At 65.6% G+C, this 25,687-nt stretch carries 27 protein-coding genes; 8 read left to right on the top strand and 19 right to left on the bottom strand.

The features are described from left to right. Window positions 1–9 precede the first annotated feature (9 nt). Both betC and betI read right to left on the bottom strand, forming a co-directional pair. Window positions 10–1,542, bottom strand: coding sequence for a choline-sulfatase (gene betC / locus ACFQ3C_RS01025; protein WP_380788334.1), 1,533 nt, complete (start codon window positions 1,540–1,542; stop codon window positions 10–12). Beyond that, window positions 1,539–2,123, bottom strand: a complete 585-nt coding sequence (gene betI, locus ACFQ3C_RS01020) for a choline-binding transcriptional repressor BetI (protein ID WP_380788332.1) — start codon at window positions 2,121–2,123, stop codon at window positions 1,539–1,541. Before betI ends, betC begins: the two co-directional genes overlap by 4 nt. A gap of 81 nt (window positions 2,124–2,204) precedes the next feature. Between betI and choX the strand changes: the two genes are divergently transcribed. The 3 genes from choX (at window position 2,205) to choV (ending at window position 5,146) form a co-directional block, all read left to right on the top strand. Next, window positions 2,205–3,128, top strand: a complete 924-nt coding sequence (choX, locus tag ACFQ3C_RS01015; RefSeq protein WP_380788330.1) for a choline ABC transporter substrate-binding protein — start codon at window positions 2,205–2,207, stop codon at window positions 3,126–3,128. Between the two features lie 105 nt (window positions 3,129–3,233). Continuing rightward, window positions 3,234–4,067, top strand: coding sequence for a choline ABC transporter permease subunit (choW, locus tag ACFQ3C_RS01010; RefSeq protein ID WP_380788327.1), 834 nt, complete (start codon window positions 3,234–3,236; stop codon window positions 4,065–4,067). Further along, the gene (choV, locus tag ACFQ3C_RS01005) at window positions 4,064–5,146 is read left to right on the top strand and encodes a choline ABC transporter ATP-binding protein (protein ID WP_380788325.1); all 1,083 of its coding nucleotides are present in this window, start codon (window positions 4,064–4,066) and stop codon (window positions 5,144–5,146) included. The genes choW and choV overlap by 4 nt, the downstream gene beginning before the upstream one ends. A gap of 59 nt (window positions 5,147–5,205) precedes the next feature. Here the strand turns inward: choV and ACFQ3C_RS01000 are convergent, their stop codons facing one another. From ACFQ3C_RS01000 to ACFQ3C_RS00965, 8 genes are all read right to left on the bottom strand, one after another. Further along, window positions 5,206–6,114 (bottom strand): DMT family transporter, encoded by a 909-nt coding sequence (locus tag ACFQ3C_RS01000; RefSeq protein ID WP_380788323.1) that lies wholly within the window; start codon window positions 6,112–6,114, stop codon window positions 5,206–5,208. 74 nt (window positions 6,115–6,188) lie between these two features. After that, a complete protein-coding gene (locus ACFQ3C_RS00995; RefSeq protein ID WP_380788321.1) occupies window positions 6,189–6,788 on the bottom strand; it encodes a LysE/ArgO family amino acid transporter in 600 nt (199 codons plus the stop codon). 119 nt (window positions 6,789–6,907) lie between these two features. Continuing rightward, window positions 6,908–8,335, bottom strand: a complete 1,428-nt coding sequence (locus tag ACFQ3C_RS00990) for an FAD/NAD(P)-dependent oxidoreductase (protein WP_380788319.1) — start codon at window positions 8,333–8,335, stop codon at window positions 6,908–6,910. Next, on the bottom strand, window positions 8,332–8,619 hold the full coding sequence (locus ACFQ3C_RS00985; RefSeq protein ID WP_380788317.1) for a 2Fe-2S iron-sulfur cluster-binding protein: 288 nt from the start codon (window positions 8,617–8,619) through the stop codon (window positions 8,332–8,334). The genes ACFQ3C_RS00990 and ACFQ3C_RS00985 overlap by 4 nt, the downstream gene beginning before the upstream one ends. After that, window positions 8,606–9,709, bottom strand: a complete 1,104-nt coding sequence (locus tag ACFQ3C_RS00980; protein WP_380788315.1) for an NAD(P)/FAD-dependent oxidoreductase — start codon at window positions 9,707–9,709, stop codon at window positions 8,606–8,608. Before ACFQ3C_RS00980 ends, ACFQ3C_RS00985 begins: the two co-directional genes overlap by 14 nt. 54 nt (window positions 9,710–9,763) lie before the next feature. Then, on the bottom strand, window positions 9,764–10,750 hold the full coding sequence (gene dctP, locus ACFQ3C_RS00975) for a TRAP transporter substrate-binding protein DctP (RefSeq protein WP_380788313.1): 987 nt from the start codon (window positions 10,748–10,750) through the stop codon (window positions 9,764–9,766). Between the two features lie 56 nt (window positions 10,751–10,806). After that, window positions 10,807–12,108 carry a TRAP transporter large permease gene (locus ACFQ3C_RS00970; protein ID WP_380788311.1) on the bottom strand — a complete coding sequence of 434 codons (1,302 nt, stop codon included), beginning with the start codon at window positions 12,106–12,108 and terminating at the stop codon, window positions 10,807–10,809. Then, window positions 12,101–12,574, bottom strand: coding sequence for a TRAP transporter small permease (locus tag ACFQ3C_RS00965; RefSeq protein ID WP_380788309.1), 474 nt, complete (start codon window positions 12,572–12,574; stop codon window positions 12,101–12,103). The genes ACFQ3C_RS00970 and ACFQ3C_RS00965 overlap by 8 nt, the downstream gene beginning before the upstream one ends. A gap of 126 nt (window positions 12,575–12,700) precedes the next feature. Between ACFQ3C_RS00965 and ACFQ3C_RS00960 the strand changes: the two genes are divergently transcribed. Beyond that, complete coding sequence (locus ACFQ3C_RS00960) at window positions 12,701–13,639, top strand: LysR substrate-binding domain-containing protein (RefSeq protein WP_380788307.1); 939 nt, start codon at window positions 12,701–12,703, stop codon at window positions 13,637–13,639. A 96-nt stretch (window positions 13,640–13,735) separates the two neighbouring features. Here ACFQ3C_RS00960 and ACFQ3C_RS00955 read toward each other — a convergent pair whose 3' ends face one another. The 4 genes from ACFQ3C_RS00955 to mgtE all read right to left on the bottom strand — a co-directional run bounded on the left by ACFQ3C_RS00955 (window position 13,736) and on the right by mgtE (window position 17,525). Then, window positions 13,736–14,476, bottom strand: a complete 741-nt coding sequence (locus ACFQ3C_RS00955; RefSeq protein ID WP_380788305.1) for a YebC/PmpR family DNA-binding transcriptional regulator — start codon at window positions 14,474–14,476, stop codon at window positions 13,736–13,738. A 133-nt stretch (window positions 14,477–14,609) separates the two neighbouring features. Next, window positions 14,610–15,428: a TIGR00282 family metallophosphoesterase gene (locus ACFQ3C_RS00950; protein WP_380788303.1), complete on the bottom strand. Its 819-nt coding sequence runs from the start codon at window positions 15,426–15,428 to the stop codon at window positions 14,610–14,612. A 97-nt stretch (window positions 15,429–15,525) separates the two neighbouring features. Then, complete coding sequence (locus ACFQ3C_RS00945) at window positions 15,526–16,107, bottom strand: 5-formyltetrahydrofolate cyclo-ligase (RefSeq protein WP_380788301.1); 582 nt, start codon at window positions 16,105–16,107, stop codon at window positions 15,526–15,528. Window positions 16,108–16,115: 8 nt separating this feature from the next. Next, window positions 16,116–17,525, bottom strand: coding sequence for a magnesium transporter (mgtE, locus tag ACFQ3C_RS00940; RefSeq protein WP_380788299.1), 1,410 nt, complete (start codon window positions 17,523–17,525; stop codon window positions 16,116–16,118). 130 nt (window positions 17,526–17,655) lie between these two features. Between mgtE and guaD the strand changes: the two genes are divergently transcribed. Continuing rightward, complete coding sequence (gene guaD / locus ACFQ3C_RS00935) at window positions 17,656–18,945, top strand: guanine deaminase (RefSeq protein ID WP_380788297.1); 1,290 nt, start codon at window positions 17,656–17,658, stop codon at window positions 18,943–18,945. A gap of 49 nt (window positions 18,946–18,994) precedes the next feature. On the opposite strand, the gene ACFQ3C_RS00930 is transcribed toward guaD, so the two are convergent. The 4 genes from ACFQ3C_RS00930 to ACFQ3C_RS00915 all read right to left on the bottom strand — a co-directional run bounded on the left by ACFQ3C_RS00930 (window position 18,995) and on the right by ACFQ3C_RS00915 (window position 22,309). After that, window positions 18,995–19,426 (bottom strand): CAP domain-containing protein, encoded by a 432-nt coding sequence (locus tag ACFQ3C_RS00930; RefSeq protein WP_380788295.1) that lies wholly within the window; start codon window positions 19,424–19,426, stop codon window positions 18,995–18,997. A 124-nt stretch (window positions 19,427–19,550) separates the two neighbouring features. Continuing rightward, window positions 19,551–20,918: an 8-oxoguanine deaminase gene (locus ACFQ3C_RS00925; protein WP_380788293.1), complete on the bottom strand. Its 1,368-nt coding sequence runs from the start codon at window positions 20,916–20,918 to the stop codon at window positions 19,551–19,553. A gap of 103 nt (window positions 20,919–21,021) precedes the next feature. Then, entirely contained in the window at window positions 21,022–21,837 is an 816-nt protein-coding gene (locus tag ACFQ3C_RS00920; protein ID WP_380788290.1) for an inositol monophosphatase family protein, read from the bottom strand. Window positions 21,838–21,889: 52 nt separating this feature from the next. Beyond that, complete coding sequence (locus ACFQ3C_RS00915) at window positions 21,890–22,309, bottom strand: helix-turn-helix domain-containing protein (RefSeq protein WP_380788288.1); 420 nt, start codon at window positions 22,307–22,309, stop codon at window positions 21,890–21,892. A gap of 240 nt (window positions 22,310–22,549) precedes the next feature. Between ACFQ3C_RS00915 and ACFQ3C_RS00910 the strand changes: the two genes are divergently transcribed. Beyond that, window positions 22,550–23,509, top strand: a complete 960-nt coding sequence (locus ACFQ3C_RS00910) for an NADPH:quinone oxidoreductase family protein (protein ID WP_380788286.1) — start codon at window positions 22,550–22,552, stop codon at window positions 23,507–23,509. A 12-nt stretch (window positions 23,510–23,521) separates the two neighbouring features. Here ACFQ3C_RS00910 and ACFQ3C_RS00905 read toward each other — a convergent pair whose 3' ends face one another. Next, complete coding sequence (locus tag ACFQ3C_RS00905) at window positions 23,522–24,373, bottom strand: LysR family transcriptional regulator (RefSeq protein WP_380788284.1); 852 nt, start codon at window positions 24,371–24,373, stop codon at window positions 23,522–23,524. Window positions 24,374–24,495: 122 nt separating this feature from the next. On the opposite strand from ACFQ3C_RS00905, the gene ACFQ3C_RS00900 reads away from it, so the two are divergent. Both ACFQ3C_RS00900 and ACFQ3C_RS00895 read left to right on the top strand, forming a co-directional pair. Then, entirely contained in the window at window positions 24,496–24,717 is a 222-nt protein-coding gene (locus tag ACFQ3C_RS00900) for a DUF1127 domain-containing protein (protein WP_380788282.1), read from the top strand. 154 nt (window positions 24,718–24,871) lie between these two features. Next, window positions 24,872–25,612 (top strand): Bax inhibitor-1/YccA family protein, encoded by a 741-nt coding sequence (locus ACFQ3C_RS00895; RefSeq protein WP_380788280.1) that lies wholly within the window; start codon window positions 24,872–24,874, stop codon window positions 25,610–25,612. Window positions 25,613–25,687 lie beyond the last annotated feature (75 nt).

The following is a 25,687-nucleotide window of genomic DNA, read 5'->3' as shown; positions in this document are numbered from 1 at the left end:
CGGCGCGGGTCATTCCCCGCGCGGGAAGCGTTTGCTTTCCTCAAGGATGTTCAGATCCATATGATTGCGCATGTAACGCTCGGAGGCCTTTTGCAGCGGCTGGAAATCCCAGGGGTAGTAGCCGCCCTGGCGCAGCGCCTCGTAGACCACCCAGCGGCGCGCCTGGCTGATCCGCACCTCGGCATCGTAACGGTCCAGGTCCCAGCGCGCCTCGGATTTGGCGCGCAGCGTCTGAAGCGTGCCCTGGTGGGCGGGATCGGCGGCCAGGTTGTGCAATTCGTGGGGATCGGCCTCGATGTCGAAAAGCATGTCGGGATCAAGCGCGCAGCGCGTGTATTTCCACCGCCCGTAGCGCAGGCAGACCAGTGGCGCCTCTGAGGCCTCGGCGGCGTATTCCATCGCCACCGGGCTGGTGCGGTCGAACCCCTGTGCAAGGGGCACCAGGCTTTCGCCCGTGGTCCAGGGCATCACCTCGTCCATGCTGGCGCCCGCCAGATCGCACAGCGTCGGGCAGACATCGATCGTGCTGACCGGCTGGTCGATACGCCCTGCGGGCAAGGACGGGGCCGCGATCATGAGGGGCACGCGGGCGGACCCCTCGTAAAAGCACATCTTGTACCACAGCCCACGCTCGCCCAGCATGTCGCCGTGATCGCTGACAAAGACCACGATCGCCTCCTGGCGCGTCGCGGCAAGCGTGTCCATGATCTGGCCGATCTTGTCGTCGAGATACGAGATATTCGCGAAATAGGCCCGCCGTGCGCGGGCCACCATCGCGTCGGTCAGGTCATAGGACCGCCAGTCATTGGCATCGAAGATCCGCTTGGAATGGGCATCCTGCTGGGCATAGGGGATCGGCCCGACCTCGGGCGCCAGATGGGTGCAATCGGCGTAGAGGTCCCAGTACTTCCGCCGCGCCACGTAAGGATCATGCGGATGGGTGAAGCTGACCGTCATGCACCAGGGCCGCGCATCGGCACCGCGCGACAGGTCATAGATCTTGGACATCGCCTGATGGGCGACATCGTCGTCATATTCCATCTGGTTGGTGATCTCGGCCACGCCGGCGCCAGTGACCGATCCCATGTTGTGATACCACCAGTCGATCCGCTCGCCCGGTTTGCGGTAATCCGGGGTCCATCCGAAATCAGCCGGGTAGATATCGGTGGTCAGGCGTTCTTCGAACCCGTGTAGCTGATCGGGGCCCACGAAATGCATCTTGCCGGACAGGCAGGTGTAATAGCCCGCGCGCCGCAGGTGATGTGCATAGGTCGGAATGCTCGAGGCGAATTCCGCGGCATTGTCATAGACCCGCGTCGCACTGGGCAATTGCCCCGACATGAAGCTGGCGCGCCCCGGCGCGCAGAGCGGCGAGGCCGTGTAGGCATTGGCAAAGCGCGCCGACCGCGCCGCCAATGCCTTGAGGTTGGGCGCGTGCAGCCAGTCCGCCGGGCCATCCGGAAAAAGCGTGCCGTTCAGCTGATCCACCATCACGATCAGGATATTGGGCCGCGTTCCGGCCTGAACATGTGCGTCTCTCATGCCATTCCCCTTTGGATTTCCAGATCGAGACAGTCCAGAACCGATCCTATGGCTTTCGTGGCATCGGGCTGCCCCAGCCCCAGGGACTGCCGCAGGTAGACACCATCGATCAGCGCCGCGATCCTGTCGGCGACGACCGGCGCGCGCGCGCCCACCAGCGGGCGCAGATCATGTGTCAGGGTGGATCGCAACCGCCGCTGATAGATCGACAGAAGCTGCCGCGCATCGGTGGAAACCTGCGCCAGCACGTAGAAATTCAGCCAGGCCGCCACCACGTCGCGGCGAAAGTTGTTGCCTGCGAAACTGGCGCCCACCACGGCCTCGAGCCGGGCGCGCGGCCCTGTGGCCTTGGCCAAGGCCGCGCGCACGCCCGCGGCATAGACGGTCAGCGTATGGCGCATGGCCGCCAGGAAAATCTGCTCCTTGCCACCGAAGTAATGATGCGCCAACGCCGAGGACATTCCGGCCCGCCGCGCGATCTGGGCCACGGTCACGTCCAGCGTGCCCGAGGTCCCGATCTCGGCAATTGTCGCTTCCACCAGGGCGGCGCGGCGTATAGGCTCCATCCCGAGCTTGGGCATGATACTCTCCAATGACCTTGCCCCGAGACGCTAAATGCTTTTTTATTGACTCGTCAATCAAGAACAACAAGGGAGACCGCGATGACCTTCAAACCCGCCCTGACGGCGATGGCCCTGTTGGCTGCCACACCTGCTTTCGCACAATGCGACAAGGTCACCTTCTCGGATGTCGGCTGGACCGACATCACCGCGACCACCGCCGCGACATCGGTCGTGCTGGACGCGCTGGGATACGAGACCGAAACCAAGATCCTGTCGGTGCCAGTCACCTACATCTCGCTGTCCAAGGGCGACATCGACGTTTTCCTGGGCAACTGGATGCCCACGATGGAGGCGGACATCGCCCCCTATCGTGACGCAGGCACCGTGGATACGATCCGCACGAACCTGACGGGCGCGAAATATACGCTGGCCGTGAACCGCGCCGCCGCCGACCTCGGGATCGCCAGCTTTGCCGATATCGCCACCCACAAGGACGCGCTTGAGGGCAAGATCTACGGGATCGAGGCCGGCAATGACGGCAACCGCCTGATCATGGACATGATCGCCGCCGATGCATTCGGCCTGTCGGGTTTCAGCGTGGCTGAAAGTTCCGAACAGGGGATGCTGGCGCAGGTCACCCGTGCCGACCGGCGCGGCGAGCCGATCGTCTTCCTGGGCTGGGAGCCGCATCCGATGAACGCCAATTTCGACATGAGCTATCTGGAAGGTGGCGATGACTGGTTCGGCCCGAACCTGGGCGGGGCCGAAGTCAACACCAACACCCGAGCGGGCTATGCCGCCGAATGCCCCAATCTCGGCACGTTCTTCGGCAATCTGGAATTCACCCTGGCCATGGAGAACGAGATCATGGGCGCCATCCTGAACGATGGCACCGATCCCGCCGAGGCTGCGAAAACCTGGCTGACCGCCAACCCCGATGTGCTGAACGGCTGGCTGGCCGGCGTCACCACCCGCGACGGCGCCGAGGCCCTGCCCGCCGCCCGCGCGGCGCTGGGATTGTGATAGCGGCCACCGTACCGGCCTGAAGACAACACCTTCCCCCGTGCCGGGGGAAGGGCATGCGCGGGCGCCTGAAGGGCCCGACGCCGCAAGAGGGGCATTTACCCGATGAACTGGCTGACCGACACAAAGATCCCCGTGGGCGATTATGCCGACAGCGCGTTCATCTGGCTGGAAACGCACGCCGCCTTTGTCTTCGACGGGATGTCGGACGGGCTTGAGGCGCTGATCGCCGCGATCCTGTGGATATTACAGACCCCGCATCCGCTGGTGGTGATCGCGGCCTTCGTCGGCTTGACCCTGGCCCTGCAGCGCAACTGGAAACCGGCCGCGGTTGTGGGGCTTGGGTTCCTGTTCATCGTCAATCAGGGCTACTGGACCCAGACCACGCAATCGCTGACGCTGGTGCTGGCCGCCTGCGTGGTCTGCATGGGACTGGGCGTGCCGATCGGCATCGCGGCGGCCCACAGGCCAAGACTGTTTCGCGCGCTGCGCCCGGTGCTGGACCTGATGCAGACGCTGCCCACATTTGTCTACCTGATCCCGGCCATCGTCTTTTTCGGCATCGGCATGGTGCCCGGCCTGATCGCCACGGTGATCTTCGTGCTGCCCGCGCCGATCCGTCTGACGCATCTGGGCATCACCGCAACCCCCACCGCCCTGCTGGAGGCGGCACAAGCCTTTGGCGCCACCCCGCGGCAAACCCTGCTGAAGGTGGAACTGCCCTATGCACTGCCGCAGATCATGGCGGGGCTGAACCAGACCATCATGCTGTCGCTGTCGATGGTGGTGATCGCGGCGCTGGTCGGCGCGGACGGTCTGGGGGTTCCGGTCCTTCAGGCGCTCAACCGCGTGAACCCGGCGCTGGGGTTCGAATCCGGGCTGGTGATCGTGGTGCTGGCCATCCTTCTTGACCGTATGCTGAGGATCGAACGCAAATGACCCGCATCAGCGCACCGAAGGACACCGCGGGCATCGCCGTCCGCTTCGACAATGTCTCGATCGTGTTCGGCGATCAGCCGGAACGCGCCCTGCCGCTGATGGACGAGGGGCGCAGCCGCGCGGAAATCCAGCAGGAGACGGGCCAGGTTCTGGGCGTGCATGATTGCAGTCTTGATGTGGCCGAGGGCGAGATCCTGGTGCTCATGGGCCTGTCCGGTTCGGGCAAATCCACCCTCCTGCGCGCGGTCAACGGGCTGAACCCGGTCTGCCGCGGTGCGGCGCATGTCTGTGATGGCAATGCGCTGGTGGATGTCACCCATGCCGATCCCGCCACCCTGCGCCGCATCCGGCTGCACCGCGTGGCCATGGTGTTCCAGCAATTCGGCCTGCTGCCCTGGCGCAGCGTGCGCGAAAACGTGGGCCTGGGGCTGGAGCTGGCAGGCATGAGCCGGGCCGAAAGACACGACCGCGTGGATGTGCAACTGGAACTGGTGAACCTCACGCAATGGGCCGAACGCCGTGTCGGCGAGCTGTCGGGCGGGATGCAACAGCGCGTCGGCCTTGCCCGCGCCTTTGCGACCGAGGCCCCGATCCTGCTGATGGACGAGCCTTTTTCAGCCCTCGACCCGCTGATCCGTGCAAAACTGCAGGACGAACTGCTCGAGGTGCAGGCCACGCTGAAACGCACCATCGTCTTTGTCAGCCATGATCTGGACGAGGCGTTCAAGCTGGGCAACAGGATCGCCATCATGGAAGGTGGCCGGATCGTGCAATGCGGCACCCCGCAAGAGATATTCACCACCCCTGCGACACCCTATGTGGCCGAATTCGTGGCGCATATGAACCCGCTCGCCGTGCTGCGGGCCGAAGATGTGATGCAGCCCACTGCCCAGGGGCTGGCAGGGCCGACCCTGCTGCCGTCCACACCGCTGCGCGATGTCATGCAGGCGCTGCAACAGGCCGGGGACGCGCCGCTTGGCGTGGTGGATGCGCGGGGCCACCCACTTGGCCGGATCACCCGCGCCGATGTGCTGGCAGGCTTGCTGGACCCGCGTGCCACATCTCATCGCCCGGACTGATCGGCGCTGCGGGCATCCTGAGTATTTGGGGAAAGATGAAGCAGGCCGCGCCGCGCGCCTCAGACCTTGGTGGCGGGCGCCGGGGGGGTGACAAGGCGGCGCTTCAGCATCGCCTCGCGCCAGGTGATGAAGGTGACCGAGCCCAGGATCACCCCGCCGCCCACGATCACCCAGATATCCACGCCTTCATCGAAGAACAGCGCGCCCAGCGCCACGGCCCAGACCAGTTGCAGGAAACTGACCGGCTGGGTCACCGTGACCGGGGCCACGGCAAAGGCCAGCGTCATCGTGTAATGCCCGGCCGTGGCCAAAAGCGCCACCAGCGTCAGGACCATCAGCGCCTTGGGGCTGGGGGGTACCCAGACGGCCATGGCCAGCGGCGCAAGGCCGATCGTTACCCAGATCGACAGCATGCCGACGACAATGGCGGCATTGGTCTCGTCGGTCAGCAGCTTGGCCAACAGGTAGGATGCGCCGAAGACGACCGCCGCCGCCAGCATCGCCAGGTGGCCCGAACCGATTTCACGAAAGCCCGGACGCAGGATGATGACTGCGCCGATCAGCGCGACCACCACGGCCACCACCCGGCGGGCGGCCAGTTTCTCGCCCAGGAAAACCGCAGCACCGATCGTGACATAGATCGGCGCCAGGTAATTCATCGCCGTGACATCCGCGATCGGAATGCGCGCCATGGCATAGAACCACAAAGCCACGCCCATGGAATGGGCCAGACCACGCGCAGTGAACAGCCCCCATTGCCGGCGCGTCAGGCGCGTGGCCAGGATGGGCCGGATCAGGGGGATCAGGAAAACCAGACCGATGGCGTAGCGCAGAAAGGCGGCCTCGGGCGCTGGCACGCCCGGTCCCAGATACTTGACCAATGCGGTGACGCCCACGAACAGAAGGCCCGTCACCAGCATCCAGAATACACCCACCACCGGGCGGGTCGGTCTTTGCTCTACGCTCATGACGTGTATCAAGTCACGAAGCCCCGCCGGCCGCAAGGGGCGCCGGGGGGAAAAGCCCCGCCAACCCCAAGGGCTTACGCCCCCCGGATCAGCGTGACGGCGATCGTCCACATCACAAGGCCGACCCCGGCATCCAGGGCCCGCCAGGCGCCCGGGCGCGCAAACAGCGGCGCCAGGCGGCGGGCGCCAAGGCCAAGACTGAAGAAGAAGACGAAACTGGCGGTCATCGCGCCCAGCGCAAAGGACAGCCGGTCTTCGTATTGCGCCGATACCGCCCCCAGCAGCACGACCGTATCAAGATAGACATGCGGGTTCAGCCATGTCAGCGCGAGGCAGGTCAGCAGAACCCCGCGCAACGCCTCGGTACCCTGCCCCGCTGTCTCCAGAGCGGCGCCGCCACGCCAGGCAGACAGAAAGGCCCGCGCGCCATAGACGATCAGGAAGGCCGCACCGCCCCAGCGCATCGCAGGTTCGATCCAGGGGGCGGCTTGCGTCAAGGTTCCGAAACCGGCCACCCCGGCCGCGATCAGCAGCGCATCACTGATCGCGCAGGTCAGACAGACCGCCAGCACATGCGACCGCCGGATACCCTGCCGCAGGACAAATGCGTTCTGCGCCCCGATGGCCAGGATCAGCGACAGACCAAGCCCGAAACCCGCAACCGCCGCCTGCATCTGTCACCTGTCCGCTCCGCACCGGTGGCGCGTATCGCGATGCCCGTTCAAGGTCAAGCATCCCCTTCCGGCTTTCTTCTTGCCGGAAATATCCCGGGGATGGTCGAACGCAGTTCGACCTACGGGGCAGCGCCCCGATCTTGCGCCGGTTCAGCCCGACGGCCCGCCGCGTCAAGCGAGGCCACCTCGCCCAGGGTCACGGGTTTCAGCGGCGGGCGGATGCGATAGGCCCCGACCTCGGCAGGGGGCATGGCCTGCGCCGCCGCAAGAAGGGCCGTCACGCTCAGCCCGCAATAGCGTCCCTGGCAGGGCCCCATGCCCACGCGACCAAAGGCCTTTGTCTGGTTCGGACCCGTGCAGCCCATCTTGGCCCAACCGCGCACCTGGCCTGCCGTCACCTCCTCGCAGCGGCAGATGATCGTGTCATCGGCCGGGGCAAGTACCTGAGCGGCGGGGGGATAGGCCGTATCCAAGAAAGGCCGCAACGCGCGTTCGGCCGCAAGCCGCCCCGCGGGCCCTTGCGCGCGGGCGTCGCGTTTGCCGGCGTCGATCCGGCCAAGCTGGTGGGCCACCTGAATAGCCGCCAGCCGCCCGGCCTCGGCTGCGGCCACGGCACCGGCGATGCCGGCCCCGTCACCGGCCACGAAAATCCCCGGATGCGATGTCTGGCCCCAGGCATCGGTACGCGGCGCAAAACTGTGCTGGGCGGCGATCCAGTCGTGATCGAGCCGCAACGCGCGGCTGGCCTGGGTATTGGGCACCACACCCTGGTGCAACAGGATGGTGTCGCAGGCGATGCGCTGCGTCCGCCCGCCAGAGTTGAAGCGCAGCGCCGTGGCCCTGTCCTGCCCCTCGACCGCCAGGTCGCGCGCGGCGGTGACGCGGCGGATACCGGCGCGGCGCAATTCGGCCAGCAATCCCAATCCCTTGAGCAGCGTCCGCCAGCCGCGCAGGCCCGCGACAAGCTGCGGCATGGCGCGGACCGTGTCGCCAAAAGACTGCGTCTCCACCAGAGCCAGAGGCGGTGTGCCCGCCCGCACCATCTGCGCCGCCAGCAGGTAGAGCAGCGGACCGGACCCCGCAAGCACCGCGCGTTGCGCCACGATCCCGGACGCCTTCAGCAGGATCTGCCCCGCCCCGGCGGTCATCACGCCCGGCAAGGTCCAGCCGGGGATCGGCACGGGCCGCTCCAGCGCGCCGGTGGCCAGGATCAGTCGGGCCGCACGCATCTGCGCGGCGCGCCCGTCCTGTGACCAGGTCACCGTGATCCCCTGATCGTCAGGTTCGATATTCCACACGACGGCCCCGGTCACATGGCGCGCACCGCTGGCCAGCATCGCCTGTGCCAGCCCGGCCCCGTCAAGGTAATCCTGCCCCAGTATCGCACCGCGCAGGGCACCGCCCTGTGTCACCGCGCGGTAGATCTGCCCGCCAGCCGCGGGCTGTTCGTCCAGCACGGTCACGGACAGGCCCAGGCCGGCCGCTTCGGCGGCCGCGGCCATCCCGGCGGGCCCCGCACCGATCACGATCAGATCGACCCCGGTCATTCGGCAACCTTTCCCATTGGGCGCGACAATGTCAGCCCTGCACCGACCTGCATCATGCAGGCCTGTCGGGTGACGCCATCAACCTCGATCAGGCAATCGAAACAGGCGCCCATCATGCAGAAGGGGCCGCGCGGCGCACCCGACACCGGCGTGGCGCGGAACGACCCGACACCGGCGGCCAGCAGGGCCGCAGCAAGGTTGGCACCGTCCGGCAGGTCCAGCGGCGCGCCATCCAGCGTCACGCGCACGCGCGGCGCATCCGGTGAAAGATCACGAAAGGGCAAAGCGGCGTTCACTGAAAACCTCCAGGTCAGGGGCATCTGCGTCACCCTCCAGCCAGAGCGGCAGGCGCAGCGCATGGGCCGCGGCAAGGGTCACGCCGGAATGGCAGGTCACAAGGCTGACGCCCGGCAGCGTTGGGCTGTGCTGATAGATCGGCAGCCCATCCGGTGACATGATCCGCAGCGCGCCCCAGCTACGCACCATCTGCGCCTTTTCCAGCCGGGGCATCACGGCCACGGCACGGGCCGCGATGGCGGCGACGGTCGGCGTGGTGACGCGGTCATCCAGCCCCACCTCTTCCTTGCTGTCGCCGATCTGCACGCCGCCCTCATCGACCTGGCGGATGATCCCCGAGGGGCGGTTCATCATCTTGGGCAGCTTTTCCGTGATCAGGACCTGCCCGCGCTGTGGCCGGACCGGGGCGTCAAAGCCCAGCTTGGCACCCAGGTCCATCGCGCCAAGACCGGCGGACAGCACGACGCGCCCCGCCTCGACCATATGGCCCGAGGCACAGGTCACCCGCAGCCCGCCCGCGGCGCTGTGCACATCGGTCACGGTCTGGCCTGTCAGCACCCGACCGCCCAGCCGGCGCACTTCGCCGGCAAGCGCGCGCAACAGGCGCAGCGGGTTCACATGCCCGTCCTGATGATGCAGGATCGCGCCCGCCACGCGGGGCCCGACCTCGGGTTCTTCGCGCTTCAGCGCGTTATGCCCCAGAACCTCGAACGGGTAGTCGCCGCCCAAAGCCTCGCGCAGCGCCGTATATTGGGCGACACGCGCCTCAAGCTCTGCCTCGTCGAGGTGAAAATCATATCCGCCCTCCTGGCGCAGCGACAGGTCAGTGCCTGCCCCCTCGCCCAGCTCGGCGGCAAAACCCTTCCAGAGCGCGGCGGAGTCCTGGCTCCAGCGGGCATAGGCGGGCTGGCTCAGCCCTTTGGACTGCACCCAGACAAGGCCGAAGTTGCCACGGCTGGCGCGAAAACTGCCATCGTCGCCATCCAGCACGATGACCCGGCGGCCCCGGCGCAGCAGGCCCCAGGCCACACTCAGCCCGACAATCCCGCCGCCTATGATCGCGTAATCCGCCTGCATCGGCCTCGTGCCCCGTTGAAAAGGGGCGCCCCGTGACAGGGCGCCCGCCGTAGCTTACTGCGCGACCGCGTCCAGGATCGCCTGGCCCCAATCCGCGCCTACATCCTCAAGGATCTGCGGCCAGACGGTCTCGCGCACCTTGGCGGCCATCGCCTCAAGCTCGGCATCCGACAGCGAGACGATCGTCGCGCCCAATCCGGCCAGCTTCTGCTCGTTCACGCCCTGATCCGCCTCGGCCACGGTCCAGCGTGTCGCTTCGAATGCTTCGGCCTGCGCGCGCAGGGTGGCCTGGTCTTCCTCGGACATATCCGACAGGGACTCGTTCGAGATGATCATGTACCAGACTTCGAAATGGGTGTTGGCAGGGATGTAGGTCTTGGTCACATCCCGGAAAGAGGCATAGTAGCCTTCCGCGCCCGATCCGATCACGCCGTCCACAACGCCGGTCTGCACGGCGGTGAAAGCTTCAGAGAAGGGGATCGGCGCGGGGATATAACCCAGCGCCTCGCCGGTCAGCTGGAAGCTCTTGATGCCGGGCACACGCACCTTGATGCCATTGGGATCGGTGCTGCCGGGCGTGACCGCCTCGCGGTTCAGGGCGATGCCGCCGAAATAGACCGGGTAGGCCGCCAGCATGGTGATGTCCTGTGCGGCGTAAAGCTCGACCATCGCCTCGCGCACGGCACCACCGGGGCCATAGACCGCGCGGGCCTGTTCCCAGTTCTCGGCTAGGAAGGGGAAGGACGAGATCTGCATCCGCCGATCCGCCGCCGTACCCGCCGGCTGCACCGCCATGTCGATCGCACCGACCGAGATGCGTTCCTGCACGGTGGTATAGTCGCCCAGCGCAGAGGCCGGGAAAACCTCGATCTTGACGCGGTCGCCGGTGGCGGCGGCAACGGCCCCGGCAAAGGCGCGCACCTCGACGTCGATGGTGGCGTCTTGCGGACGCACATGGCTCAGCTTCAGATCGCGCGCCTCGGCCATGGGGGCCAGGGCCATCAATGCGCCTGCGGCGGCTGTGAACAGGAATTTCTTCATTTTGGTTCCTCCGGTTGGATCAGGTTTCAAGGATTCGGATGCGTGGTTGCGGGGTGTCAGAGATAGCCGAACAGGCGCGGCAGCCAGAGCGACAGATCCGGCCAGAAGGCGGTCAGGATCACGACGGGCATGTAGCCGGTCAGGATCAGGAACATTGCGGGGCGTATCACCGATGTGACAGGCACATTGCCGATCCGCGCGCCCAGATAGAGGATCGAGGCATAGGGCGGCGTCACCCCGCCCATCGCGGTCGTCACCCCCATGATGGCGGCGAACTGGATCGGGCTGACTTCAATCGCCGTCATCAGCGGCAGCAGCAGCGGCGCGATCAGGATGATCGCGGTCACATCATTCACCACCATGCCCACCAGCAGAAGCATCACGATGATCATGATCAGCAGCAACGTCCTGTTCTGCGTGACCTCGAAGATTGCACTGACCAGTTTCTGGGGGATGCTTTCCATCACGAAGATCTGGCTGAGGATCATCGAGAACAGGATCATCAGCATGATCGCGCCCACGGCGGTCGACGCCTCCTTGCCGGCGGCCAGGAAATTGTCCCAGCGCAGCCCCTTGTAGATCAGGAAGCCCACCGGCACCGAATAGATCACCGCGACGGCGGCGGCCTCGGTCGGGGTCATGATACCGCCATAGATGCCGCCCAGGATGATCACGGGCATCAGGATCGCCGGAAAGGCATGGATGCCGCGCTTGGTGACTTCGGACGACAGTTCCGACAGCGACGGCTTGTCATCCAGCACCAGCGGGAATTTGCGCGCCAGCCACAGGTTCACCACCGAGAAATTTGTCATGATGATCAGCCCCGGCAGCAGCGTCGACAGGAAACAGGCCAGGATCGAGGTATCGGTGACCCAGCCATAGACGATCATCGTGACCGATGGCGGGATTAGCAGCCCCAGGATCGAGGAATTGGCAATCAGCGCCGTGGCATAGGCCCGCGGATAGCCGCGCTTTTCCATCTCGGGGATCAGCAGCGGACCGATGGCCGCGATGCCCGTCAGACCCGAGCCGGAAATCGCCCCGATCACCGCGCAGCTGACCGCCGCCACCACACCCAGCCCGCCCCTGACATGGCCCACAAAGGCATTGACGAAGCGCAACAGACTGGCCGCGATCCCGCTTTCGGACATGATCGTCCCTGCCAGCACGAACAGCGGGATCGCCAGCAGAACCGGATTGCCCAATTGCTGCACGCCCCACAGGATATTGCCCTTCATGATGACGTCGCCGACGAAATACATCACCATGATCGCGCCGCCGAAACACCAGGGCAGCGGCACGCCAAGGGTCAGCAGCAGAACCAGAAGGCCGACGGCCAGCATTGCGACCTCAACCATGGGCCTGCCCTCCGGCCAGGGCACGCAGATGGCGCATCAGGTGCAGCGCCGACCATGCCAGCATCAGGACCATCGCGACCAGAAGGGCGACATCGGCATAAAAGACCGGGATATAGAGGGTCGGGCTTTCGCGCCAGACCCGCCAGGAATAGCGCATGAAATCCCAGACCCAGGTCAGCAGCCACAGACCGATGATCAGGCTCAGCACCTCGCCCAGGCAGGCCAGCACGATCCGGGCGCGCTCTGTCTCCAGGAAAATCTCAAGGACATTGGCGCGGATATGGCTGTTCTCGCGCGAGGCGTTGACCGCCCCCAGCATGTAAAGCCAGAACATCGGATAGAGCATGGTCTCCTCCAGGCCCATCACTGGCGTCTGGAACACGTAGCGCGTGATCACCTGCACGAACTGGCCCAGCGCCACGGTGCAGATCAGACCGGTCAGCAGGATTTGCACAATCCTTTCCATTCAAGTCCCCCATCCGCAGGCGATCTGCCGGCGGTCACGTCACAGCGGGCGTTCTGCCCGGATGAAACAGGATTGACGCATGGCACCCCATAAGGTCAAATTTGAAATAACGATGATCCCATAGATTTGGCTTATACATGCCCCAAACCCAAGGACGCGATCGAACCGATGAACCTCAGCTTTCGCCAGCTTCAGACCTTCCGCGAGGTGATGCGTACCGGCTCGATCTCCGAGGCAAGCCGCGCCCTTGGCCGCACGCAACCCGCCGTCAGCGCCATGATCGCGGGACTGGAGCGCGAATTGCGCTATCCCTTGTTCCTGCGTGAACATGGCCGCCTGACCCCCCGCCCCGAAGCCTACTATTTTCTCGAAGAGGCCGAGGCCGTGCTGGAACGGCTGGCCCAGTCCGCCCGCATCATGGACGAGATCGGCAAGCTGGATCATGGCCGCCTGCGGATCGCCTGCCACCCCGCGGCCTCGGGCTTTTTCATGCCCCGCGTCCTGGCGCGTTTCCTCGACGGTCGCCCCGGCGTCGAGGCGGCGCTCATGATGCGCTCCTCGGCCGTGGTCGAGGATCTGGTCGCAAGCCAGGAATATGACATCGGACTGGCCGAAACGCCCGGCGCACGCGGCGCAATCCGGACAGAGGATTTCGCCCTGCCCTGCCTGCTTGCCATCCCCCGGGCCAGCCCCCTTGCGGCGCGCGACAGGATCGGGCCGGCCGATCTGGACGGACACCCTCTGGCCACGCTTTTTGACGCGCATCACACCTGGCGCGCGACACGGGCAGCCTTCGAGCAGGCAGGCGCAAGGCTGAACCGGCGGTTCGTGCTGCAAACCTTCCTGCCGGCGCTTGAACTTGTGGCGGCGGGGCTGTGCTGCACGCTATGCGACAGGATCACGGCGGCCAGCCATGCAGGCGACCGGGTGGTGTTTCGCCCCTTTGATCCCGCGATCGTCAGCAGCGTGTCCATCCTGACCCCGGCACACCGCCCGCCATCCCTTCTGGCGCGCGCATTCGGCATCCACCTGCGAGACGCCTTGCAACAGATCGCCGCGTCATAGCGGCAAGGCGCCGATCAGCCCGGTCAGAGCTGCCAAAAGCAAAGAGGCGCCCCCTGCGGGACGCCCCTGGCGCATGTATCATCGGTCCGGATCAGATCAGAGCTGGCCCATCACGTCGTCGCTGGCCTCGAAATTCGTGGTCACACGCTGCACGTCGTCATCGTCTTCCAGCGCATCCACCAGTTTCATCAGCTTGGTCATGCTGTCCAGATCCATCTCGGTGGTGGTCATGGGCTTCCAGACCAGCTTGGTGCTGTCGGATTCGCCCAAGACACCCTCAAGCGCGGTGGCCACCTCGTTCAGGTCGGTATCGGCGCACCAGATGATATGGCCATCCTCGCTGCTTTCCACATCCTCGGCCCCCGCCTCGATCGCGGCCATCAGCACGGTGTCGGCATCGCCGACCGATACCGGGTAAGTGATCTCGCCCTTGCGGTCGAACATGAAGGCGACCGATCCGGTTTCGCCCAGGTTGCCGCCGTTCTTGGTGAAGGTCGAGCGCACGTTGGAGGCGGTACGGTTGCGGTTGTCGGTCATCGCCTCGACGATGATGGCAACGCCATTCGGGCCATACCCCTCATAGCGGATTTCCTCATAGGCCTCGCCTTCGCCGCCGATCGCCTTCTTGATCGCGCGTTCGATCACGTCCTTGGGGCAGGATTGCGATTTCGCTTCCTTCACCGCCAGGCGCAGGCGCGGGTTCTTCTCGGGGTCGGGATCGCCCATCTTGGCCGCCACGGTGATTTCCTTGGACAGCTTCGAGAACAGCTTTGCCCGCACCGAATCCTGGCGGTTCTTGCGATGCTGGATGTTTGCCCATTTTGAGTGGCCGGCCATGCGTGCCTCCGTCTGCGTATATATGACTGCGTGTCTGAATCTGCCGGTCTGGCGAATTGCGCCTCTATATGTCAGCAGCACGGCCCCTCGCAAGGCCGTCCGAGACATGGCGCGACGCGCGCGGAAAACAGGCTCAGCCCAGCGGGCCCGACGCCTCCAGCTTGCCGCCATGGCGCACGGCGCGGACGCGGGTGGCGCGCCCGGTCATGTCGTCGGTTTCGACATAAACGCCCGACAGGGTCGCCTCGCCCATCGCCGGGGTAAAGCGGCCCTTGGCCATGCCGGTGACAAAGCGGCGCATCGGTTCGTCCTTTTCCATGCCGATGACACTGTTGTAGTCACCGCACATGCCGGCATCGGTCAGATAGGCCGTGGCCCCGCCCAGGATCATCGCGTCCGAGGTCGGCACATGCGTATGCGTGCCAACCACAAGGCTGGCCCGGCCCGCACAGAAATGGCCCATGCCCATCTTCTCGCTGGTCGCCTCGCAATGCATGTCCACGATCGCGGCCTGCACCGCCCCGCCCAGCGGATGGGCAGACAGCACCTGATCCACGGCGGAAAACGGATCATCGAAGGCGCGCTTCATGAACACGTTGCCCAGCACTTGCGTCACCAGAACCTTGCGCCCCCGCGCATCCGAAAAGACACGGTGACCGCGCCCCGGCGCGCCCTTGGCGAAATTCAGCGGGCGCAGGATTCGCGGCTCGTTCTCGATGAACTGCAACATGTCCTTCTGGTCGAAGGCGTGATCGCCAAGCGTGATGCAATCCGCTCCGGCCGCCAGCAGCACCCGCGCATGATCCCCCGTCAGCCCGGCTCCGCTGGACGCGTTCTCGCCATTGACCACGACGAAATCCAGCTTCCATTCGGTCCTGAGACGCGGAAGGTTCTCGGATATTGCCTGCCGTCCGGCCCGGCCCATGACATCGCCAAGGAACAGAATTTTCATGCCCAAAGGCCTAGGGCCAATGCCCGGCTGCGGCAAGTGTGAAGGTTGTGCGACCGCTGAAAAACTGCAGGCCCCCGCTTCATCGTTCCATAAATACTCACGCGCCACCTCCGCCAGGGGCGATCACCTCGGCTTCGGTCACGATCAGGTCCAGCCACTGGTCGGTCGGCTCCAGCGGCAGCTCCGACGCCTCCTGCGCGCCGAACGCAAACCCGATCGCCAGCACCGGGCCCTGCGCGCGACGCTGCTCCAGCGTGCGATCGTAGAACCCGCCGCCATAGCCCAGCCGCCCACCCTGCCGGTCAAAGGCGACCAGGGGCACGATCAGAACATCGGGCACAAGCCAGTCCGGAACGGCGGGGATCTGTGCGCCGAATTCACCCGCCACCATGGCGCAATCCGGTGTCCAGCGCGCAAAGCGCAGGGGCATGCCGCTGCCCTGGATGACCGGCACGCCGACCGGTCCGGCCGCTGCCATGCGGCGCATCGCGGCCAGGGGGCTGATCTCGGTGCGCATCGGCATGTAGCCCGCGATCACCTTGCCCGCATGGGGGGCAAGCACATCCGAAAGCAGGTCGGCGTGATCCGGGCCAAGCGCATCGAAAGCGGCCTTGCGCCGGGCAAAGGCGGCGCGCCGCGCGGCGGCCTTGATCATGCCCAGGTCGGTATCATCCCCCATGCCCGCCCCTACATCAGCACGGCTGACGCCAGGCCGAGGAAGGCGAAAAAGCCCACGACATCGGTCACGGTGGTCACGAAGGGACCCGAGGCCAGCGCCGGGTCGATCTTTAGCCGCTCCAGCGCCATCGGGATCACGATCCCCCCCAGCGCCGCCGCCACCTGCGTCAGAAGCATCGCCACACCGATCACCGCGGCCAGCATCGGCACCCCGAACCAGACCCCGGCGACCAGCGCCATCAGCAGGCCGAACACCACGCCGTTCAGCGCCCCCACGGATACCTCGCGCCAGATCACCCGCATCGCGTTCTGCGCCGTCAGGTCGCGGGTCGCGATCGAGCGGACGGCCACGGTCATTGTCTGCGTGCCCGCGTTGCCCCCCATCGAGGCAACGATGGGCATCAGCACCGCCAATGCCACCATCTGGTTGATCGTCTCGGCGAAGGCGTCGATCACCAGCGAGGCAAGGATCGCCGTCAGAAGGTTCACGAACAGCCAGACCGCGCGCCCGCGCGCGGCCTCCAGGATCGTATCCGACAGGCTGGCATCTTCGCTGACACCGGCCATCCGCAGGATGTCCTCTTCGTGTTCCTCGTCCAGCACGGCCATGGCGTCATCAATGGTGATGACCCCCACAAGCCGGCCGTCCTCATCCACCACCGGCGCCGAGATCAGGTGATACTGGTTGAACGCATAGGCCACGTCGCCGTCATATTGCGTGACCGGGATCAGGTGAAACGCGTCTTCCGTGATATCGCGCAGCGCCACGTCCCGGCGCGAGCGCATGATCTTGCCCAGCGTCACATTGCCCACCGGATGCAGGCGCGGATCTACCAGCACCACATGGTAGAACTGATCCGGCAAGTCTTCGGAGTTACGTAGAAAATCAATAGCCTCGCCGACGCTCCAGTGTTCGGGGGCCATCACCACCTCGCGCTGCATCAGGCGACCGGCGGAATATTCCGGATAGGTCATGGCCTGCTGCACGGCGACGCGGTCCGCGTCTTCCAGCGCATCCAGAATCGCGTCTTGCTGCGGCGCTTCCAGATCCTCCAGAAGGTCCACAACATCGTCGCTGTCCAGCTCGCGCACGGCATCGGCCAGAACCTGCGGGTTCAAGACCGAAATCACGTCCTCGCGGATGCTTTCACCCAGTTCCGACAGGATGTCGCCGTCGAATTCCTTGCCGTAAAGCCGGATCAGCGCGCGGCGGTCGTCGCGGTCGATCTGCTCCAGAAGGTCGGCGATGTCGGCCGGGTGCAGCGGCTCCATCAACTGGGTCAGCAGGGTGGCGTCGCCACTCTCGACAGCGTCCAGAATCGCGGCGACGGTGCGCCGCTCCAGCCCGTATCTGCCACTGGATTGCGGCTCGTTGGGCGTGTCCGCGGAACGGTCGATCAGGTCTTCGTCTTCGGCCATGTCACCCTCCTGTCCGCGCTTGACCCTACTTAGCGGAAAGGGATGGGCGGAAACAATGCTTACCGGGGAAAACAGGGGTGATTTACCTTGCATCGCCCGATCCCTAGACTGCGGATGAAAGGAAATCCCGATGACCGCACAGACGCTTTTGCTGGGGCAGACCCTGCGCTTCGCCGCCGACCCTTTCGTCGTGGGGCCGGACGCCGCGATCCATGACAGCGCGGGGGGCGCCCTGATCGAAGGCGGCCATGTGACGGCGGTCGGCCATGGGGCGGATCTGCGCGCGGCACATCCGCAGGCGCGGGTGGTGGATCACGGCGATGCGCTGCTGATGGCGGGGTTCGTGGACGCCCATGTGCATTACCCGCAGACCGCGATCATCGCCAGCTGGGGCAAGCGCCTGATCGACTGGCTGAACCTCTACACCTTCCCCGAGGAGATGCGATTCGCCGATCCCGCCTATGCGGCGGATATCGCGGGCCGCTACCTTGACCTGACGCTGGCCAATGGCACCACGACCGTCTGCAGCTATGCCACGATCCACCCAGCCAGCGTGGATGCCTTCTTTGACGCAGCACGGGCGCGGGGACAGCGCGTGGTGGCCGGCAAGACCTGCATGGATCGCAACGCACCCGAAGGGCTGCGCGACACCGCGCAATCGGCCTATGACGACAGCCGCGCGCTGCTCGGGAAATGGCATGGCGTCGACCGGCTGTCCTATGCCATCACGCCGCGGTTTTCACCCACCTCGACCCCAGACCAGCTGGCGGCGCTGGGTGCGCTCTGGGCTGAACATCCCGACTGCCTGATGCAGACCCATCTGAGCGAACAGACGGACGAGATCGCCTGGGTGCGCGGCCTCTACCCGCAGGCGCGCGATTACCTTGACACCTACGAGAGCCACGGGCTGCTGGGCGCCAACGGCCTTTACGGTCATGCGATCCATCTGGAACCGCGCGAAAGGGACCGCCTGCTTGAGGTGGGGGCCGCACTGGTGCATTGCCCGACATCCAACACCTTCATCGGATCGGGCCTGTTCGACATGGCAGGGCTGGTGGCGGCAGGGCAACGCGTGGGCCTGGCCACCGATACCGGCGGCGGGTCCAGCTTTTCGATGCTGCGGACCATGGCCGCCGCCTATGAGGTGGGCCAGCTGCGCGGCACCGCCTTGCATCCCGCGCAGCTTTTATGGCTGGCGACGGTCGGATCGGCGCGGGCGCTGCGGCTGGACGGGCGCATCGGCAACCTCGCCCCGGGGATGGAGGCCGATATCGTGGCGATCGACCTGAACGCGACACCGGCGATCGCCCAGCGCAGCACAAGGGCGCAGGATATCTGGGAGGCGGTCTTTCCCACGATCATGATGGGCGACGACCGCGCGATCCGCGCGACATGGGTATCAGGACAAAGGCTGGTGTGAAAAATTGTACATCGGTCGCGCCCGGTTGGTCGCGCCCGGTTGCATCGCCTCAGCAGGGGCGGCCCATCACCAGGACCCAGCTGCGATCCACCGCGGCGAAACCGTAATGCGTGACCTTGCGCGACAAGGCATTGCGGCGGTGACCGGGCGAATTATACCAGCCCGTCATGACCTGGGCCGGATCACGAAACCCCATCGCGATATTCTCGTTCACGTAGCGATAGCAAAATCCCTGCCGCTCGACCCGCTGCGCCACGTTGGACCCGTCCGACCCGCGATGCGACATGAACCCGCCCCGCGCCATGTCACGGGCATGGGCCTGGGCCGCGGCCATCAGCAGCTTGTGCGGCTGGACCGCTTGCAGACCATGCGCGGCACGCTGGGCATTCAGTGTCTGCGCGACAAAGCTTTCCGTGCTGGCGAAGGCAGGTGTGACGGGCGAAATCGTCAGCGCCAGAATGACCAGGATAGTACGGATCATGATCCCTCGAAGATGGCCGTTTTCATATATCGCGTTTCTCGCATGGCACTTTGGTGAAATTATGGCGATTTGGCCAGACGCCTGTGCGGGCCTCGGCGAAAATCCACCGAATCGCCCGGATACCCTAGCTGGCCAGGCCAAGCGCAAGGCGGCGCTGCGCCTCCAGCAGGCGCGGCAGATCGATGGTGGCGATCTGCCCCTCGCGCACCACGCGCCGCCCCTCGACCAGCAGGTCGCGCACCCGCGCCGGCCCCGCCAGCACCAGCGCGGCCGGGTCCCAGCTGCCCGCACTTTCCACACCCGAGACATCCCAGATCGCGATATCGGCACGCTTGCCCACCGCCAGACGCCCCACATCGGGCCGTCCCAGCACATCGGCGCCGCCGCGCGTGGCGATCTCCAGCGCCTCGCGCGCGCTCATCTTGTCCGCGCCCAGCGTGACGCGCTGCAACAGCATGGCCTGGCGCGCCTCAAGCATCAGGTTGCCGCTGTCATTGCTGGCCGATCCGTCAACGCCCAGCCCCACCGGCACGCCCGCGTCGCGCATCGCCCGCACCGGGGCCACACCCGACCCCAGCCGACAGTTGGAACAGGGGCAATGCGCCACGCCGGTCCGGGTTCTGGCAAACAGATCAATCTCCTGGCCATCAAGCTTCACGCAATGCGCGTGCCAGACATCATCGCCCGTCCAGCCCAGATCCTCGGCATATTGGCCGGGACGACACCCGAACTGCGCCAGCGAATAGGCAATATCCTCGTCATTTTCGGCCAGATGGGTATGCAGCATCACACCCTTGTCGCGCGCCAGCAGGGCCGCGTCGCGCATCAGCTCGCGGCTGACCGAAAACGGCGAACAGGGGGCCACGCCCACGCGACACATCGCCCCCTCGGCGGGATCGTGAAACGCATCGATCACCCGGATGCAATCCTCAAGAATGGCGGCCTCATCCTCGACCAGGTCATCGGGCGGCAGGCCACCGGCGCTTTGCCCGATGCTCATCGCGCCGCGCGTGGGATGAAAGCGCAGCCCCAGGTCGGCGGCGGCGTGGATCGTATCCTCCAGCCGCGCGCCGTTGGGATAAAGATAGAGGTGATCCGACGACAGCGTACACCCCGACAGCGCCAGTTCGGCCAGCCCCGTCAGCGCGCTGATCCGCATCTCTTCGGGACCGAAGCGCGACCAGATCGGATAGAGCGTTTTCAGCCAGCCGAACAGCAGCGCATCCTGCCCGTCGGGCACTGCCCTGGTCAGGCTTTGGTAAAGATGGTGATGCGTATTCACCAGGCCCGGCGTCACGACGCATCCGGCGGCGCGCAGCACCTCGGCGGCGGGATGCAACCGCGCCAGATCGGGACCGATAGCGGCGATCACGCCGCCCCGGATCAGGATATCGGCCCCGCGCCATTCGCTGCGCGCGTCATCCATGGTCAGGATATGGTCCGCATCGCGGATCAGGATCTCGGATCGGGTCGAGGGGGTGAACGATGTCATGGGCGCCTCCGGTCAGACAGCGCCCCCTCATCCACGCGGCGCGCACCGGAAAGGGGCCAAGAGGCGCGCACGGATCAAGGATAGCCCCGTCAGACGGGGCGGATCAAGCCGGAACCTGGCGCAGGATCGCCAGTGCGGCCGCGTGCTGCTCTGCCCCGGCGGCGGCAAGGATACGTCCGCCATGATGGGCCGGGCCGCCCTGCCAGTCGGTGACGATGCCGCCCGCCGCCCGGATCACCGCGATCGGGGCCTGAACGTCATAGTCGCTCAGGCCGGCCTCGATCACCAGGTCGATCTGGCCGGCGGCCAGCAGCGCATAGGCGTAGCAATCCATCCCGTAGCGCACCAGTTGCACCTGTTCGGCAACGGCGCGAAACCCTGCCTCTTCGGCCTTGGTGCCGACTTCGGGGAACGTCGTGAACAGGATGCTGTCCCCCAGGGGGCGCGCGCCACGCACGCCCAGATCACCCTCGCCCATCGGGCCACGCATGGCGGACTGGCCAAAGCCACCCCAGAAGCGTTCGCCGATATAGGGCTGGTCGATCACCCCAAAGATCGGCCCCGCCTGGTCGGCCACGGCAATCAGCACGCCCCAGGTCGGCGCGCCAGACAGAAAGGCGCGGGTCCCGTCCACGGGATCGAGCACCCAGCGCAGGCCTGAGGTGCCTGCAAGATCGCCGAATTCCTCGCCGGTCACGCCGTCATGGGGGCGGCGGCGCGCCAGAACCGCGCGCATCGCCTCTTCGGCGGCGCGGTCGGCCTGGGTCACGGGATCGAAACCGCCCGCCTGCTTGTTGTCGGCGGACAGGCTGGCAGCGCGAAACCATGGCAGCACGGCGGCACGCGCCGCATCCGCCAGCTCATGCGCCGTGGCGATAAGGTCGGCGGCCACGGGATCGGATGCGGAAAGACTGGCCATGTTACCCCCAAGGCAGGTTGCCCCGACTGGGTAGCGCAGCCAGTCCCCGGGCTCAAGCCGCGTCCGACAGCACGCGCGCCAGGTCGAACAGGCGGCGGCGCTGGTTCTCGGGAATGGCGTAATAGGTCCGCACAAGGTCCATCGCCTCGCGGTCGCCCATCAGATCCTTCGACCCCGCGCCGTCAGCATCCGGCAGGATCGAGCGGGGCAGATGCGCGCCATGTGGCGTGACTGGCGCCAGCTCGCCCTGTGCATTGGCAAGACCTTCGAAAAAGAAACTGACAGGCACCCCAAGGCTGTCGGCGATATCCCACAACCGCGAGGCGCTGACACGGTTCGCGCCGGTCTCGTATTTCTGGATTTGCTGGAACTTGATGCCGACCTGTTCGGCCAACTGCTGCTGGGTCATGGCCAGCAACCAACGGCGATGCCGGATACGCTTTCCGACATGCACATCAACATGATGCGACATACTCTTACCTCTCTGTTTACACACACAACCAGCGGCTTGCGGGCCTTGGCCCAGCTTGCGCGCCACACTCTTAACAGCTCCTTTCTACACGAAAAGATCTCGTCAGAATACAGTTTTTTGCACGGCCCGGTTGATCACAGGCCAGCTGTCGCAGTTCTGCATGCCCGATTGCACGGTCCGGCGCTTTGCCGCGGCGCGATTCGCTGCCATAACCGGAACCGACCCGCCCAAGGAGGTTTCATGCGCGCCTATCACAAACCCGCCCCCGACGCGCCGGCCAGCGTGATGCAGATCGACCTGCCCCGGCCCGGCCCCGGACAGATCCGCCTGCGGATCGCGGCCTGCGGGCTGAACTTCGCCGATCTGCTGATGCTGAAAGGCCAGTATCAGGACACGCCCGCCGCCCCCTTCACCCTGGGCATGGAAGTGGCCGGAACGGTCGAAGCACTGGGCGAGGGTACCGAAGGTCCCGCCATCGGCACAAGGGTCGCGGTTTTCGGCGGCCAGGGCGGGCTGGCCGAATACGGCTGTTTCGACGCGCATCGCGCTGTCCCGCTGCCCGACGCCATGCCCATGACCGACGCGGCCGCGTTCCTGATTGCCTATGGCACATCACACCTTGCCCTTGGACACCGCGCGCGCCTGCAACCGGGCGAGCGTTTGCTGGTGCTGGGGGCTGCGGGCGGCGTGGGCCTGACGGCCGTCGAGGTGGGCAAGCTGATGGGCGCGACCGTGATCGCCTGCGCCCGCGGCAAGGACAAGCTGGAGGCCGCGCGGCGCGCCGGTGCCGATCACCTGATCGACGCAGGCACCGACGATATCCGCGCGATCGTGAAATCACTGGGCGGGGCGGATGTGGTCTATGATCCGGTCGGCGGTGAACAGTGGCAAGCCGCGTTCCGCGCCTGCAACCCCGAGGCGCGCCTGCTGCCCATCGGTTTTGCCAGCGGAGAGGTGCCGCAGATCCCGGCCAATCACCTGCTGGTCAAGAACCTGAGCGTGCTGGGCGTCTATTGGGGCGGTTACATGCGGTTCAACCCCAAGGCCCTGACAGACAGCCTGCGTGTGCTGCTGGACTGGTATGCCGCCGGACGCATCAAGCCCCATGTCAGCCACATCCTGCCGCTGGAACAGGTCGAGGACGGGCTGGAACTGCTGCGCAGCCGCGCCTCGACCGGCAAGGTCGTCATCACGATGTGACCGCGCCGGTCGTCAGAGGGTCTGATAGGCCTGCCGCAGCAGCCCGCCCAACTGGGCCAGCACCTCGCCGCGCGCCCGTTCGACGCCGTACATGTTGATCTTCTGCAGCGTCAATTCGGGCAGCGCGCCACCGTGATCGACCTGCTCCAGATGGCGCGGCTGCATGCCGTCGATCATCGCGTTCAGCCCCATGTCGGCGCTGACCGTGGCCTCGATCGTGCGGTCGGATTCCGTCTCGACCGCCAGTTCCCAGTCGATGCCCGCGGCCTCAAGCGCCGCGATGGCCCCCGCCCGAAAGATGCAGTGCCGCCCGAAGACCAGTCGCAGCGGCCGTTGCCGCCAGGCACTGCCGCCCGATGCGCCCACCCATTTCAGGGGCAGCGCGGTCAGGGTCTCGCCGCCAGGCTCAAGCCCCGTTTCGGTCGTCAGGATGATGTCGCATTCGCCGCGCTGGTACTTGGCCTTCAGATCGCGGGTGAAACTGGTGATCAGTTGCACCTTCATGCGCGGAAACATGGTGTTGAACCGTTGCAGCACATGGGGCACGGCGGGCAGCACGATGTCATGGGGCACGCCCAGCACGATTTCGCCCTCAAAGGTCTGGTCGGTCAGCCGGGCCATCACCTCGTCGTTCATGTCGACCATGCGCCGGGCATAGCCCAGCATCTGCTGCCCCGCCGCCGTCAGCGAGACACTGCGGTTCGATCGGTCCAGCAGGTTGAGGCCCAGCACCTCTTCCAGCCGCTTGAGCTGCATGGACACAGCCGATTGCGTCAGATGCAGGTGGCCCGCGGCGCGGGTCACGCCGCCCAGATCGGCCACAGCCACGAAAGACCGCAGGGTCGTGATATCAAGATTCCGCATTCATCTGCTTTCGTGATTGATAACGTCATGAACATTCATTTTTCTTATGCTTCTGCGGCAGATACATATCACCAGAAATGATCTGTGCCGCCGCATGGATCACAAACAGGAAAGCATCTGAAATGTCCACACGCCCCCTTGCCCGGTTTGCCGGATTCGCCCTTCCCGCCCGCCTGACCCCATCGGCCCTGCTGCGCCGCGTGACGCTGATGCGCGCGGCCCATCGGCAGCGGGCGGCGCTGGCGCGACTGGATGCCGCAGCCCTGACCGATATCGGGATCACGCAGGACGAGGCCCGCGCCGAGGCCGGCCGCCCCGCATGGGATTTACCGCATCGGTGGTAAACGGGGCAAGTCGGCGCCCCTTGCCTTGTCCGCAAAACAGGTGGCGAAAAAATATGTTTCCAGTCCGGAAAACCTTGAAAAGCGAACCGTGGTTGCCAATATTCGACCCAATACGTCCATGAAGGGCGTGCGTGTCATTTTTTCGGAGGCATCAATGGCTGAGTACAACACTTTCCGGACGGCAACGGCGGGCATTCGCACCGCCCAGATCGACGAGGGTCTTCGCACCCACATGAACAAGGTCTACGGGACGATGTCCGTGGGCATGCTGATCACATTCGCAGTGGCATGGGCCGTCGGCACCAGCCCCGCGCTTCTGAGCATTTTCCGCGATCCGGTGACCCTGAGCCCGAACATCCTGGGCTGGATCATCATGTTCGCCCCGCTGGCGATGGTTTTCGGCTTCTCGGCCATGATCAACCGTTTCTCGGCCGCAGCCGCGCAGACCTTCTTCTATGCCTTCGCGGCCGTGATGGGCCTGTCGCTGTCCTGGATCTTCGTGGCCTTCACCGGCTTCTCGATCGCGCAGGTCTTCCTGGTTACATCCATCGCCTTCGCGGGCCTGTCGCTTTATGGCTATACCACCAAGAAAGACATCTCGGGTTGGGGCGCGTTCCTGATCATGGGCGTGATCGGCCTGGTCGTGGCGTCGATCGTCAACATCTTCCTGGGCTCGCCCGCGATCATGTTCGCGATCTCGGTACTGGGCGTGCTGATCTTCGCCGGTCTGACCGCATATGACACCCAGAACATCAAGACGACCTACATCCAGCACGCCGCGCATGGCGATGCGGAATGGATCGCGAAGTCGGGTATCATGGGCGCGCTGAGCCTGTACCTGAACTTCATCAACATGTTCATGATGCTGCTGCAGCTGTTCGGCAATCGCGAATAAGCGCAGATTCCTCCGACATGACGAAAGGGCCGGTCACCAGACCGGCCCTTTTTCATTGCCACCTGCGGGATGTCC

Source organism: Seohaeicola saemankumensis (assembly GCF_042678485.1).
In the GTDB taxonomy this organism is placed as follows: domain Bacteria; phylum Pseudomonadota; class Alphaproteobacteria; order Rhodobacterales; family Rhodobacteraceae; genus Seohaeicola; species Seohaeicola saemankumensis.
This window is presented reverse-complemented; position numbering and strand designations above follow the sequence as displayed.